The 13,529-nt window shown below is 64.5% G+C and carries 10 protein-coding genes and 1 pseudogene; 7 read left to right on the forward strand and 4 right to left on the reverse strand.

What is annotated here, in order from left to right; genetic code table 11:
- Nucleotide 1: 1 nt before the first annotated feature.
- From G542_RS0105645 to flhB, 4 genes and pseudogenes are all read right to left on the reverse strand, one after another.
- Nucleotides 2-868 carry a MinD/ParA family ATP-binding protein gene (locus G542_RS0105645; RefSeq protein WP_012696267.1) on the reverse strand — a complete coding sequence of 289 codons (867 nt, stop codon included), beginning with the start codon at nt 866-868 and terminating at the stop codon, nt 2-4.
- Nucleotides 865-2,385: a flagellar biosynthesis GTPase FlhF gene (flhF, locus tag G542_RS0105650; protein WP_012696268.1), complete on the reverse strand. Its 1,521-nt coding sequence runs from the start codon at nt 2,383-2,385 to the stop codon at nt 865-867. The genes G542_RS0105645 and flhF overlap by 4 nt, the downstream gene beginning before the upstream one ends.
- Nucleotides 2,386-2,462: 77 nt before the next feature.
- Nucleotides 2,463-4,528, reverse strand: a pseudogene (gene flhA, locus G542_RS16050) (flagellar biosynthesis protein FlhA).
- The gene (gene flhB, locus G542_RS0105660; RefSeq protein WP_012696270.1) at nt 4,525-5,694 is read right to left on the reverse strand and encodes a flagellar biosynthesis protein FlhB; all 1,170 of its coding nucleotides are present in this window, start codon (nt 5,692-5,694) and stop codon (nt 4,525-4,527) included. Before flhB ends, flhA begins: the two are co-directional and overlap by 4 nt.
- A gap of 127 nt (nt 5,695-5,821) precedes the next feature.
- Between flhB and G542_RS0105665 the strand changes: the two genes are divergently transcribed.
- From G542_RS0105665 to recA, 7 genes are all read left to right on the forward strand, one after another.
- Nucleotides 5,822-6,616 carry a thymidylate synthase gene (locus G542_RS0105665; protein WP_012696271.1) on the forward strand — a complete coding sequence of 265 codons (795 nt, stop codon included), beginning with the start codon at nt 5,822-5,824 and terminating at the stop codon, nt 6,614-6,616.
- Complete coding sequence (locus G542_RS0105670) at nt 6,613-7,116, forward strand: dihydrofolate reductase (RefSeq protein ID WP_012696272.1); 504 nt, start codon at nt 6,613-6,615, stop codon at nt 7,114-7,116. The genes G542_RS0105665 and G542_RS0105670 overlap by 4 nt, the downstream gene beginning before the upstream one ends.
- Before the next feature lie 401 nt (nt 7,117-7,517).
- Nucleotides 7,518-8,312, forward strand: coding sequence for an alpha/beta fold hydrolase (locus tag G542_RS0105675; protein ID WP_012696273.1), 795 nt, complete (start codon nt 7,518-7,520; stop codon nt 8,310-8,312).
- 103 nt (nt 8,313-8,415) lie between these two features.
- Nucleotides 8,416-9,198 carry an enoyl-CoA hydratase/isomerase family protein gene (locus G542_RS0105680; protein WP_027823624.1) on the forward strand — a complete coding sequence of 261 codons (783 nt, stop codon included), beginning with the start codon at nt 8,416-8,418 and terminating at the stop codon, nt 9,196-9,198.
- A 52-nt stretch (nt 9,199-9,250) separates the two neighbouring features.
- Nucleotides 9,251-10,384: a phospholipase A gene (locus tag G542_RS0105685; RefSeq protein WP_051189931.1), complete on the forward strand. Its 1,134-nt coding sequence runs from the start codon at nt 9,251-9,253 to the stop codon at nt 10,382-10,384.
- 667 nt (nt 10,385-11,051) lie between these two features.
- The gene (locus tag G542_RS0105690; RefSeq protein ID WP_012696276.1) at nt 11,052-12,365 is read left to right on the forward strand and encodes a sodium-dependent transporter; all 1,314 of its coding nucleotides are present in this window, start codon (nt 11,052-11,054) and stop codon (nt 12,363-12,365) included.
- 74 nt (nt 12,366-12,439) lie between these two features.
- Nucleotides 12,440-13,504, forward strand: a complete 1,065-nt coding sequence (gene recA / locus G542_RS0105695) for a recombinase RecA (RefSeq protein ID WP_012696278.1) — start codon at nt 12,440-12,442, stop codon at nt 13,502-13,504.
- Nucleotides 13,505-13,529 lie beyond the last annotated feature (25 nt).

The following is a 13,529-nucleotide window of genomic DNA, read 5'->3' on the forward strand; positions in this document are numbered from 1 at the left end:
GTCAGGTCAGGTCGGAGGGAAGCGGTCCGTTGAGGCGGGTAGCCTCGCACAGCCGGTTGAAAAGATCAGGCACGCTGCCCGAGCGGGTCGACCACTGCGGCAGGCGTGCGGCCAGCTGGCTGATGGCGGCAGCGGTTTCACTGTCGGGAAACGACTGTACGGTGGTGGTGCGCAGGATGGCGGCACGCTTGGCCCAGTGGTCTTCGGGCACGTAGCCGACCCAGCGCAGCGACACCGACAGGTATTGTCCCGCAACTGCCGACAGACGGGCAAACCACAAGCGCGCCTCGGCCAGCGTGTGCACCCGGTTCAGCAGCACGTTAAAGCGCCTCTGGCCGTATTCGCCGGCCAGCCGCTTGATCTGCGCGTACACCTCGGTCAGGCAGTCGTGGTCGGGAGACAGGACCACGATCACGTCATCGGCAATGCCGGCCAGCGCCAGTTCTGCGGCGGGGACGTCAAACAGCAGGTAGTTGAGGTCACGCACCAGCGCGGAAAATTCGCCTTCGAGCCGGTGGGCCAGCGCTAGGTGCAGTTCGGCCAAGAGGCGCGGACGGGCGTGGAAGCCGACCAGTACCAGGTTGTCGGACAGGGGGGTCACGGCGGCATCCAGCGGCAGCTGGTGCTGGATGACCTTGTCCAGGGTTTCGAGTTCATGCCGCGCCATGCGGCGCACCAGCGCCCGGACCGGATGGGCGTCGAACAGTGCCACCCGGGCATTCTGCTGCTGGGACAGGGCCGTGCCCAGTTCGGCCACCAGGGTCGTGGTTCCGGCTGCCCGGCCACCGACAAAAGCAAAGCTTTGCGGCGAGTGCAGGACCTGTGCCATGCGGCGCAGGCTGGCAGCCTGATCCTCGACACGGATCATGACAGACCGGTTCCCGGTTGTTGTGCACCCTGGAGGATGCGGTATTCGTCATTCTGGTAGGCAAACGGCCCGCTGCCCTGGCGCAGGGACTGGAACGTGCGTTCGATCAGGTACGGGGCATCGGGCAGGTGAAGGTCTTCCGGCACCCGCTGGCCGTTGGCAATGTAGAACACCGGCAGGCGGTGGCGGATGGCCACGTCCAGTGCCACGCCGAGAGCCGGGGATTCGTCGAGTTTGGAAATGATGGTGCCGACCAGTCCTTCGCCCTGGTAACGCTGGATCACGTCCTGGAGGGTGTGGCCGGCCGCGTTGGCTGCCAGCACCAGGATGCGGCGGATGGCGCGCTCGCCCTGTCCGCTGGCGGCGTACATCTGGGTCTGGCCGTTGAGGCGCGGGTCACGCTGGCCGATGCCGACCGAGTCGATCAGCACCAGGTGCTTGTGCGACAGGTCCTTGAGCGTCAGTGCCAGGTCGGCCTCGTTGTCGACGGCGTAGACCGAGATCTGCAGGATGCGGCCGTAGAGCTTGAGCTGGTCCTGTGCGCCGATGCGGTAGCTGTCGGTCGTGATCAGCGCCACGGCGTCGGCACCCTTGCGCAGGGTGGCGCGGGCGGCCAGTTTGGCAATGGTGGTGGTCTTGCCGACCCCGGTCGGGCCGACCAGCGCATAGACCCCGCCCTTGTCGACAATGTCGTCGCTTTCCGGCAGCACGCGCAGGTTGTGGATCAGGGCCGACTTGGCCCATTTGAGCGCAGCCTCTTCGTCAAAGTGGCCGGGCAGCTTGGAAACCAGCTGGCGGCACAGGGCCGGGCTCATGCCGACGGTCAGGAGCTTGCGGAACAGTTCGGCCTGTTTGGGGTGGTAATCCTCGAGGTTGGCCCAGGCAAGGCTGGCCATCTGGGCCGTCAGCAGTGCCTTGAGTTCGCGCATCTCGCTGCCGATTTCGCCCAGCTTCTGCTCCGTGCGGGCTTCGGAGGCCTGCTGGGAAGGCGTCAGGCCGGTCCGGACCGGAGATGCTGGCGCGTCGTCCGGCAGCAGTTCTTCGGGCATGGCCGGAGAGCTGGAGCGCAAGGGCCGGACAAAGTTCGGCTCGGCCGGCGCGGCCGACAGGTCCGGCCGGCTGTCGGCCGGGCGGGTCTGCAGGCGCGGAAAGTCCGCCTTCCGTACGGTCGGCACGTCGTCTTCCGGATGAAAGACCCGGGCCACCGGTTCATCGAGCGGTTCCACCGGCAAGGCATAGGTCCGCGCCAGTGCGCTGGCCAGCGGTGCTGCCGGTCCGACGGACTGGGCAGGAGCATGGCTCAGGGGCGGCATGGAGACAGGGCGTGGCGGCGGCTTGACGTGCGAGGCCAGCGAAGACGCCAGCGAACTGACGTCGGCATCGGCCACGGCCATGATTTCCACACCGCCGTCGGCGAGGCTGCGGTTGGACAGGATCAGCGCATCCGTACCCAGCTCGTCGCGTACCTGACGCAGCGCCTCGCGGGTGGTTTTGCCGTAGAACTTCTTGACGACCATGGTCTAGAACCGGTTGAAAGCGGGGGCCGGGCGCGCTGATGCGGCCATGGCCCGGAAAAAAGGAAAAAGTGTCGGCATCAGCTGCGCCCGCCTACCACGCCCACGACGCGGATGTTCTTGTTGTCCGGAATTTCGTTGTGCGACAGCACGGCCAGCTGCGGCAGGGCGCGGCGCAGGAATTTCGACAGCACCGGCCGCAGTCCCGGTGGCGTCAGCAGCACCGGGTTGAGGCCCTGCTGCTCGATGCGGTCCGATTCGCGGGTGGCCGATTGCAGCAGTCCTTCGGCCAGACCCGGTTCGAGTCCGCCGCCCTGCTTGCCGGTCAGGGCGCTGGCGAGGATGGTTTCCAGTTGCGGGTCCAGCGTCAGCACCGACAGTTCGTTCATGCCCGGGAACAGCTGGGCCACGATGGCACGCGACAGCGCCACGCGCACGACGGCCGTCAGCTCGTCGATGTCCTGCGTGATGGTGACATGCTCGGCCAGCGTTTCCAGCACGGTCTTCATGTCGCGGATGCCGATGCCTTCGGTCAGCAGGTTTTGCAGCACTTTCTGCAGGGTGCCGATCGGGATGATCTTCGGAACCAGTTCTTCGACCAGCTTCGGCGCATCCTTGGCCACGTGGTCGACCAGCGCCTGGGTTTCCTCGCGTCCCAGCAGCTCGGAGGCATGGCTCTGGAGGATGTTGGAGATGTGCGTGGCCACCACGGTGCTGGCATCCACCACGGTAAAGCCGTAGGCCTGCGCCTGGTCGCGGTGGTTGGCGTCGATCCACAGCGCCGGCAGCCCGAATGCCGGATCGGTGGTGGGCGTACCCGGTACCTGGCCCATGACCTGGCCCGGATTGATGGCGAGGTACTGGCCGACAAAGGCTTCGCCGCTGCCGACCTCGACACCCTTGAGCAGGATGCGGTAGGCATTGGGGCGGATTTCCAGGTTGTCGCGGATGTGCACGGCCGGCAGCAAAAAGCCGATTTCCTGCGCCATCTTGCGGCGGATGCTTCGCCATCCTGGGTGCGGTCCACCAGCGGAATCAGGCGATAGCCGACTTCAAGGCCGATCGGGTCGACCGGCTGCACGTCGTTCCAGCTGACTTCGGCCACCGGCGATTCGGATGGCGGTGGAGCGGCGTTGTCTGCGGCTGTCCGGGCGCTTTCCAGCTCTTTCTGCCGCTTTTCCACCCACCAGGCCAGGCCCGCCAGCGAGGCGGCGATCAGCAGGAAGGCAAAGTGCGGCATGTTCGGGATCAGGCCGATCAGGCCGATCACCGCTGCGGTGATGTAGAGCACCTGCGACTTCATGAACATCTGGCCGACAAACTGTTCGGACAGGTCTTTTTCGGTGCCGACGCGGGTGACCACGATGCCGGCCGCCGTGGAGATGATCAGGGCCGGAATCTGCGCAACCAGGCCGTCACCGATGGTCAGCAGGGTGTAGACCTGTGCCGCTTCGCCGACCGGCAGGTCGTGCTGGGCCACGCCGACGATCAGGCCGCCGATGATGTTGATCAGCATGATCAGGATGCCGGCGATGGCGTCGCCGCGGACGAACTTCGATGCACCGTCCATCGAGCCGAAAAAGTCGGCTTCTTCGGCAATTTCCGAGCGGCGCTTGCGGGCCTCGTCCTCACCGATCAGGCCGGCGTTGAGGTCGGCGTCGATCGCCATCTGCTTGCCGGGCATGGCGTCCAGCGTGAAGCGGGCGCTCACTTCGGCGATGCGGCCGGCACCCTTGGTGATCACCACGAAGTTGATGATGGTGAGGATGACGAACACCACGATGCCGATGGCGTAGTTGCCGCCGACGAGGAAGTGGCTGAAGGCCTCGATCACCTTGCCGGCGGCGTCGGGGCCGTTGTGGCCGTTCATCAGGATGATGCGGCTGGAGGCGACGTTGAGTGACAGCCGGAGCAGGGTGGTAACCAGCAGCACCGATGGAAAAACCGAGAATTCCAGCGGTTTTTTCACTTGCAGGCCGATCATCAGCACGATGATCGACACGGCGATGTTGAAGGTGAAGAAGATGTCGAGAATGACCGGCGGCAATGGCAGGATCATCATGGTCAGGATGAGCATGATGAGGATCGGCCCTGCCAGCGAGCTGACGTTCAGGCGGAATCGGTCGAGGATGGCGGAAAAGTTCATGCGTCAGCGCGGTTGTCGGTCGCAGGCGGAGTCTGGCGGGTTTGCGGATCAAGGTCCGGCGGAACCGGTAGTTTATCCGGATATACCGGGGCAATGCCTCCATGTTTTTCATAGGCACGCAGCTGGAACACGTAGGCCAGCACCTGGGCTGCGGCGCTGTAGAGGGCGGCCGGGATGTCGTCACCGATTTCGGAATTGAAGTACAGCGCCCGGGCAAACGGCGGTGCACGCAGGATGGTGACACGGTTTTCGCGGGCCAGCTCGATGATGCGTTCGGCCACTTTCATGCTGCCCTTGGCGATGACCTTGGGCGCGGCCATGCCGTCTTCGTAGCGCAGGGCGACGGCGTAGTGGGTCGGGTTGGTGATGACGACACTGGCGTTGGGCACGTCGCTCATCATGCGCCGACGGGCAGCTTCGCGCTGCAACTGGCGGATGCGGCCCTTGACCTCGGGGCTGCCCTCCGATTCCTTCATTTCCTTTTTGACGTCCTCTTTGGTCATGCGCAGGTTCTTGCTGTACTGCCACAGCTGGAACGGCACGTCGATCAGGACCAGCAGCACCATGGCGCCGGCCACGATCAGCAGCGTGTGCAGGGTCAGGTCCACCGCCCGCGCCAGTGCCTGGTCCAGCGAAAGCCTGGTCAGCGATACCAGTTCGGCGCGTTCGTTCCAGATCACCCAGGTGGCCACGCCACCGATCAGCAGGCTTTTGAGGATGGCCTTGGCGCCTTCGATGGCCCCCTGGACCGAGAAAATGCGCTTGATGCCGGACAATGGATTGATCTTGGAAAACTTCGGCTCGACGGCTTTCCAGCTCAGGTTCCAGCCGCCGATCAGCGCCGGTGTCACCAGTGCGAGGACGAACAGCACGCCGAGGATGGGCAGGATGGAGACCAAGCCGTCGGTCAGGCCGCCGCGCAGGGCCAGCTGGGCCGCGTCTTCGGCATCCAGCGTGGCGCGGGTGAAGGTCAGGGTGCGGGCAAACAGCTCCTTGAGCTGCTGGTACAGCACGCCGCCATAGGCGACAAGCATGGCCACCCCGGTCATGGTGACCGTAAAAGTGGCCAGTTCGCGCGAACGCGGCACCTGCCCCTCTTCACGGGCCTGTTCCCGTCGTCGGGGGGTGGCTTCTTCTGTGCGTTCGAGGTCGCTGTCTTCTGCCATGAATGCGTCGGAGGTCGGAAATGGCCGCAAGTTTATCACGAGCAGCCCGTGCGCCCGGCGACCCGGCTTGCGAGGGAACAGGCAAGTGAGGACAATTGCGGCCTTTGATTTCTGGCAGGGGCCCGCGATGAAAGCCTATCTCGAGTTGATGCAGCACGTGCTCGACCACGGCACCGACAAGGCAGACCGCACCGGCACCGGTACCCGCTCGGTATTCGGTTACCAGATGCGCTTTGACCTGGCGCAGGGCTTCCCGCTCCTGACCACCAAAAAACTGCACCTCAGGTCCATCGTGCACGAACTGCTGTGGTTCCTGGCCGGCGACACCAACATCCGTTATCTCAAGGACAACGGCGTGCGGATCTGGGACGAATGGGCCGACGAAAACGGCGATCTCGGGCCGGTGTACGGCTACCAGTGGCGCAGCTGGCCGGCGCCTGACGGCCGCCACATCGACCAGATCAGCGGCCTGCTCGACATGATCCGCCGCAATCCGGACAGCCGGCGCCTGATCGTGTCGGCGTGGAATCCGGCGCTGGTGGACGACATGGCCCTGCCGCCGTGCCACTGCCTGTTCCAGTTCTACGTGGCTGACGGCAAGCTCTCCTGCCAGCTCTACCAGCGCAGTGCCGACGTGTTCCTCGGCGTGCCGTTCAACATCGCCAGCTATGCCCTGCTGACGCTGATGGTGGCACAGGTGACCGGGCTGCAACCGGGCGAGTTCGTGCACACCTTTGGTGATGCACACCTCTACAGCAACCATTTCGAGCAGGCACGCCTGCAACTGCAACGCGAGCCGCGTGCTTTGCCGGTGATGAAGCTCAATCCGGTGGTCACGGACCTGTTTGCCTTCCGGTTCGAGGATTTCACCCTCGAAGGCTACGACCCGCATCCGCACATCAAGGCCGAGGTGTCGGTATGACACAGCATCCCCCGCTGGCGCTGATCGCCGCCCGTGCCCGTAATGGCGTCATCGGCCTGGACAACCGGATGCCGTGGCACCTGCCGGAAGACCTGGCCTATTTCAAGCGCGTCACGCTCGGCAAGCCGGTGGTGATGGGGCGCAAGACCTTCGAATCGATCGGCCGCCCATTGCCCGGACGCCTGAACATCGTGGTGACCCGCAATCCGGACTGGCAGGCTGCCGGCGTGCAGGTGGCACATTCGCTGGATGCGGCCCTAGCGCTGGCCGCAGCGGCTGCGCCGGAAGAAATCATGCTGATCGGCGGTGCCGAACTGTACCGGCAGGCGCTGCCGCAGGCCGATGTGCTGTACCTCACCGAAATCGATGCCGAATTTGCCGGTGACGCCTTTTTCCCCGAGGTGGACCTGGCGCGCTGGCGCATTGACCGCGAAGAAGCCGGGCAGCGCGACAGCGACGGTCTGCGCTGGCGCTTCGTGCGCTACCTGCCGCGCGGTTGACACGCCCGGATACCCTGCCGGCAGCCGGTTGACGGGCGGAGCTTCCGGCATATTGCTTTGGCCGGACCGCGCCGGTTCTGGCAGGGGCTGACAAAGCCTGATCCGGGGCGCCGGATCTGCCCGTGTTGTGTGTCCGCTTCCTTGGTGTCGTTCCAGTCTGGAAACGGAGCGGGCAAGCACTTTCCGTGCCCGGGCAACGACGGTAGCCGCAAATGACGGAAAGGCCTTCTCCCGGGCCGGGCACGATGATGTCGCGAGCTGTCCGGCAGGCGTCGTTGATCCGTGCGCCGGAAAATGTACCCGGCTGACCCGGCAGGCGGGGCAGTACGCCGTCTTGCCATGACGAACCGGGTGTCCGGGCTTATGCTGAAAACTCTCGTCATGTGACCGGAGTTGCCTGCATGCCCATGCTGCGTCTGGCCGATATCGGCATTCATTACGTGCTTGACGGACATCCCGGCCAGCCGGTGGTGGTGTTGCTCAACGGCATCACCATGACCACCCGCTGCTGGGAAGAGCAGGTGTCCGGACTGGCGTCCCGCTTTTGCATCCTGCGGCTGGATTTTCGCGGCCAGGGGGAGAGCGACAAACCCGATTGTGACTACTACCCGCTGTCACGACAGGCCGACGATGTCGCACAGGTGCTGGACCGGCTGGACATCGGCCGGGCGCATGTCGTGGGGCTGTCGTATGGCGGCATGGTGGCGCAGCACTTTGCCCAGCGCTATCCCGACCGGCTGGACCGGCTGGTGCTGGCAGCCACCATGGCCTATTCGGATGCCGCCAACGATGCCATTGCCGCCAGCTGGCTGGCCGCGTGGCAAACCGGCGATGCGGCGCTGCGTTTTGATCTCAGCAAGCCCTGGCTGTACGGCAGCCGTTTCCTGACGGGGGCTGCGGCACAGGTCGAAGCCATCCGTACGGCAAATGACGAAAGCACGGACTGGGCAGCCATTGCGCGCCTGATGCTCGGGGTGACCCGGCACGACAGCCGGCCGTGGCTGTCTGCCATCCAGGCACCGACTCTGGTGCTGGTGGGCGAAGAAGACCGCCTGACACCGCTTTACCAGGCCCGGGCGCTGGTGCGCGGCATCCGGCTGGCCCGCATGAGCGAGCTGGCAGCGTGCGGCCATGCACTGCATGCCGAGGTGCCGCAGCTCTTCAGCCAGCATGTCTGCAATTTCCTGACGGCCTGATCCGCAGGGCGAAAGGCTTAATACATACGCCATGGAGCGCGGCTACAATCGATCTGCCCGACTTCACAATGACAAGCAAGTCAATACCAAGGACAGATCAACGATGAGCGACCCGATCCTCTATTCACTGGACGCCCGCGGCGTGGCCACCCTGACGCTGAATCGTCCCGAACTGCACAACGCTTTTGATGACGAAATCATTGCCTGCCTGACCGGGCAGCTGGAAGCCATCGAGCAGGACCCTGTCGTGCGCGTGCTGGTGCTGACCGGTAACGGCATCAGTTTTTCGGCCGGTGCCGACCTGAACTGGATGCGGCGCATGGCCGGCTACAGCCACGAGCAGAACCAGCGTGATGCCGAAGGGCTGGCGCAGCTGATGCAGCGGCTGGATACCCTGCGGGTGCCGGTCGTGGCGCGGGTACAGGGTTCGGCATTTGGCGGCGGAGCCGGTCTGGTGGCGTGCTGCGACATCGTGGTGGCTGTTTCCGACGCGCTGTTCTGCTTTTCCGAAGTCAAGCTCGGGCTGGTGCCGGCCGTGATCTCTCCGTATGTCATCCGGGCCATCGGTCCGCGTGCAGCCCGGCGCTATTTCATCACCGCCGAGCGTTTCAATGCCGGGCGGGCGCAACGGCTGGGACTGGTGCACAAGGTCGTCGAGCATCACGAACTGGATGCCACGGTGGCTGGTCTGGTCGAACCCCTGCTGCTGAACGGACCGCAGGCCATGCATGCTGCCAAGCAACTGGTGGCCGAAGTGACCGACCGCCGTATCGACAGCGAGCTGATTGCCCTGACGGCCAGCCGGATTGCCGATGTCCGCTCCAGCGCCGAGGGCAAGGAAGGCGTGACGGCATTTGTGGAAAAACGCCGGCCGAACTGGCTATAACTCCACTTCCAGGCCGGCGCAAGCCGGCCTGATGCATAGGGAGAGCGTTACGGTGTCGACACGTTACATATGGCTGGCGGGCGTCCTGCTGGCAGGGCCGGCCGGCGCGGCCGGCTCTGGCATGGCTGCGGGGCTAGAGGAATGCACGGCGCTGGCTGACGATGGCAGCCGGCTGGCCTGTTATGACCGGCTGGCCGGTCGTGCAGCCGCACCCGGGCCGGTTGCTGCGGCTGCGGACATGTTCCGGGCCGTATCAGGGCCGGCACCGGCGCTTGCCGCTCCGGCTGCTACTGTGGCAGCCGGACCCGCTACCGGGGACACCGCTCCCGTACGTGTGGCCGAAACGGTGTTCTCTCCCCGCCAGTCCGTTTCCATGGCCGAGCGCTGGGAGCTGGAGCCGCAATACCAGGACGGTACGTTCAAGTTCAAGCCGTATGCACCGGTGTACCTGATGCCGCTGAACTTCCGCCAGCGCATCAACAACGACCCGTGCTCGTCCAATCCGGTCAACTGTTCGCACCGGGGCGACCAGCAATATGACAAGGTCGGGGTCAAGTTCCAGCTGTCGTTCAAGACCAAGCTCTGGCAGGACATGCTGGGGTCGGACGCCGACCTCTGGGCCGCCTATACCCAGACCAGCTACTGGCAGGCGTACGACTCGGCCAATTCTTCGCCGTTCCGCGAAACCGATTACCAGCCGGAACTCTGGGCCACCCTGCCGGTCAGCTGGGGGCCGGAAGCCTTCCGGCTGCGCATGGTCAACTTCGGACTGATGCACCAGTCCAACGGCCAGACCAATCCGCTGTCCCGCTCATGGAACCGCGTGTTTGCCAGCTTCGGCTTCACCTCGGGCGACCTGTCGGTGATCGTCAAGCCGTGGTGGCGGATTCCCGAACCGTTCCCCACCGACAACAATCCGGACATCAGCGATTACATGGGCCGGGTTGAAGTGCTGGCCTCGTACCCCTGGCGCGGCCACAATTTTTCATTGCTGTTGCGCAACAACCTGCGCTTTGGCGCTTCGGTGCCCAACCGGACTTTCACCCAGCTGGAATGGGCATTTCCGATCAGCGGCAATCTGCATGGTTTCGTCCAGGCGTTCAACGGCTGGGGTGAGTCGATGCAGAACTACAATTTCCACAACCGCGGCATCGGCGTCGGGATTTCCATGGTCGAATGGCGCTAGTCCGGCCAGGCTGCGGTCTGCTTTGTGCTGGCGGCGGACCGGGTTGCACACCGAAGGCATGACCTGCCACTGGCACGCTGCCGTCCGGTCTTGCCGGGGCCGGCCCGGCTGTGCACCTGTCCTCCCAGGGGGGGGCTCAAGCCGGTCGTGATGATCCGGGGCTGACCGCGGGCGCAATCAAGCAGGGCATTTGCCATGCCAGCCCCGTTTGTCCTGCTGCTCCAGGAGAAGTCCCAGGCCGTTCTCCCGGTACGCGATTCTGTCTGCGGTCGCGGGGTTACCCGGACTGGATTCCCCCTTCAGGCAGGTCGCGGACAACAAAAGCGTTCCGGGGGCATGGAAGGGCGCAGTCAACCCGGCCCCGGCCGGCGAGCCGGGTCCCGGCAGTGGCGGGGCGCGGACAGTCGATCCAGCTGGCGGATTGCCTGATCGCGACATTTTCAGGACATGCGACTTGACAGGTCTGGATGAAAACCGGCATGGTCCGGGCATGACGACGAATTTCATGTTCCTTTCCATCACCTGCACCTGCGGGTATTGGCGCGCCTGACAAGGGCGGCGCCGGATTCGTTGTATCCATCGGGCCGCCGGACAAGGGCGGCCTTTTTGTTGCATCAATTCCCCTTGCCGGCGGTGCCTCACGACACTGATCACGCAAGGAGTCATTATGTCCCGCTCGCAATGGGGATCCCGCCTGGGGTTCATTCTGGCCTCGGCCGGCGCCACCGTCGGTCTGGGTTCCATCTGGAAGTTCCCTTACGTGACCGCCATGAACGGTGGTGGGGCCTTTATCGTCATTTTCATCCTGATTGCCTTCACCCTCGGGCTGGCGCTCCTGATGGCCGAAATCGCCATCGGCCGTGCGGCCGGTTGCGGTGCAGTCAGTGCATTCCGCAAGCTCGGCGGTCGCGGCTGGCCGCTGGTGGGGTATACTGGCGTGCTGTGCGGGTTTCTGGTGCTGTCGTTTTACTGCGTGGTGGGTGGCTGGACCTTCGGCTACCTGCTGCGGGCCTTTGACGGCCGGGTGATGAGCGATTCGCCCGAGGCACTGGCAGCACTGTTTGGCCAGTATGTTTCCAGCCCGGTCGAGCCGATCGTGACCCACGCCCTGTTTGTCGGCCTGACGGCACTGGTGGTGATGGCCGGCATCCAGAAAGGCATCGAGCGCGCCGGCAAGTTGCTGATGCCGGCCCTCTTCGTGCTCATGCTGCTGCTGATCGTGCGGGCGCTGACCCTGCCGGGCGCGGCCGAGGGCGTCAGCCAGTTCCTGGCACCGGATTTCAGCAAGGTGACACCGTCCATGCTGGTGGATGCACTGGGACTGGCGTTTTTCTCGCTGTCGGTCGGGGCGGGCTGCATGCTGGCGTATGGCTCCTACCTCGGGCCGGGCGTGCGGCTGGCCAATGCCTCGCTGTGGATCGTCGGCCTGACCACCCTGACTTCCATCCTGGCCGGGCTGATGATTTTCCCCGCCATTGCCGCCTTTGGCCTTGATGCCGCCGCCGGGCCGGGCCTGACCTACATGACCATGCCGGTGGTGTTCAACCATCTGCCGTTCGGCCAGTGGTTTGCCGTGGCCTTTTTCGCCCTCCTGCTGTTTGCCGCGCTGACTTCGGCCGTGTCGCTGCTGGAAATCATCGTGGTGCTGCCGGTGGACGACTGGGGCGTGGACCGCAAGCGTGCTTCGCTGGCCGGCGCGGCGCTGGTGTTCCTTGCCGGCATTCCGGCCTCGCTGTCGTTTGGCCTGCTGGGCGACGTGACCCTGTTCGGCCGTAATGTGTTCGAGCTGATGGACTACACCGCCAGCAACATCCTGTTGCCGGTCGGCGGCATCGGTACTGCCCTGTTTGCCGGCTGGAAAGTGTGGCCGCTGATGCGCGGACAACTGGCGTTGCCGGCCGGCGTGGCGGTGGCGATGCAGGCCATGTGCCGTGTGGTGGCGCCGCTGCTGATCGGCCTGATCCTGGTGTGGAACCTTTGACCGCCGACTTGTACGGGCAGACGATGGCTATGCGATAATCCGCGCCTGACCCTGCCCACTGGAGAAATGCCGTCATGGCCGAAACCGACAAGCAAAAAGCCCTTTCTGCCGCACTGTCCCAAATCGAAAAGCAGTTCGGCAAGGGCTCGATCATGCGCATGAACGAGACGCAGGTGAACGACAACCTGCAAGTCATTTCGACCGGTTCGCTCGGGCTGGACATGGCGCTGGGCGTCGGCGGCCTGCCGCGCGGCCGTGTGGTGGAAATCTACGGTCCGGAATCGTCGGGCAAGACCACCCTGTGCCTGCAGGTGGTGGCCGAAGCGCAAAAGCTCGGTGGTACCTGTGCCTACATCGACGCTGAAAACGCGCTGGATCCGGTGTATGCCGGCAAGCTCGGCGTCAAGGTGGACGACCTGCTGGTTTCGCAGCCGGATACCGGCGAGCAGGCACTGGAAATCTGCGACATGCTGGTGCGCTCGGGCGGGGTGGACGTAATCGTGGTCGACTCGGTGGCCGCACTGGTGCCGAAGGCCGAAATCGAAGGCGAGATGGGCGACAGCCACGTCGGCCTCCAGGCCCGCCTGATGAGCCAGGCCCTGCGCAAGCTGACCGGCAACATCAAGCGCACCAACACGCTGGTGATCTTCATCAACCAGATCCGCATGAAGATCGGCGTGATGTTCGGCAACCCGGAAACCACCACCGGCGGCAATGCACTGAAGTTCTACGCCTCGGTGCGTCTCGACATCCGCCGCATCGGTGCCATCAAGAAGACCGACGAGATCATCGGCAACGAAACCCGGGTCAAGGTTGTCAAGAACAAGGTCAGCCCGCCGTTCAAGCAGGCCGAGTTCGACATCCTGTATGGCGAAGGGATCAGCCGCGAAGGCGAGATCATCGAGATGGGCGTGGCCAACAAGTTCGTCGACAAGTCCGGAGCCTGGTATGCCTACAATGGCCAGAAAATCGGCCAGGGCAAGGACAATGCCCGCGAATGGCTGCGTGAAAACCCCGCCATCGCCCAGGAAATCGAAAAGAAGATCCGTACGGCTGCGGGGGTCGGCGGCATGAACGAATTCGTACCCAGCTCCGAAGAGCAGGCCGAAGCCAGCCTGTCCGAAGACCACGACCAGTAATACTGATTGACCGGCAAGGCCGCAG

The organism is Laribacter hongkongensis DSM 14985 (assembly GCF_000423285.1).
In the GTDB taxonomy this organism is placed as follows: domain Bacteria; phylum Pseudomonadota; class Gammaproteobacteria; order Burkholderiales; family Aquaspirillaceae; genus Laribacter; species Laribacter hongkongensis.

Excerpts from the sequence above, each read along its gene's own strand:
- G542_RS0105645 (WP_012696267.1), bottom strand. The coding sequence starts at position 868 with ATGATCCGTGTCGAGGATCAGGCTGCCAGCCTGCGCCGCATGGCACAG.
- flhF (WP_012696268.1), bottom strand. The coding sequence starts at position 2,385 with ATGGTCGTCAAGAAGTTCTACGGCAAAACCACCCGCGAGGCGCTGCGT.
- flhB (WP_012696270.1), bottom strand. The coding sequence starts at position 5,694 with ATGGCAGAAGACAGCGACCTCGAACGCACAGAAGAAGCCACCCCCCGA.
- G542_RS0105665 (WP_012696271.1), top strand. The coding sequence starts at position 5,822 with ATGAAAGCCTATCTCGAGTTGATGCAGCACGTGCTCGACCACGGCACC.
- G542_RS0105670 (WP_012696272.1), top strand. The coding sequence starts at position 6,613 with ATGACACAGCATCCCCCGCTGGCGCTGATCGCCGCCCGTGCCCGTAAT.
- G542_RS0105675 (WP_012696273.1), top strand. The coding sequence starts at position 7,518 with ATGCCCATGCTGCGTCTGGCCGATATCGGCATTCATTACGTGCTTGAC.
- G542_RS0105680 (WP_027823624.1), top strand. The coding sequence starts at position 8,416 with ATGAGCGACCCGATCCTCTATTCACTGGACGCCCGCGGCGTGGCCACC.
- G542_RS0105690 (WP_012696276.1), top strand. The coding sequence starts at position 11,052 with ATGTCCCGCTCGCAATGGGGATCCCGCCTGGGGTTCATTCTGGCCTCG.
- recA (WP_012696278.1), top strand. The coding sequence starts at position 12,440 with ATGGCCGAAACCGACAAGCAAAAAGCCCTTTCTGCCGCACTGTCCCAA.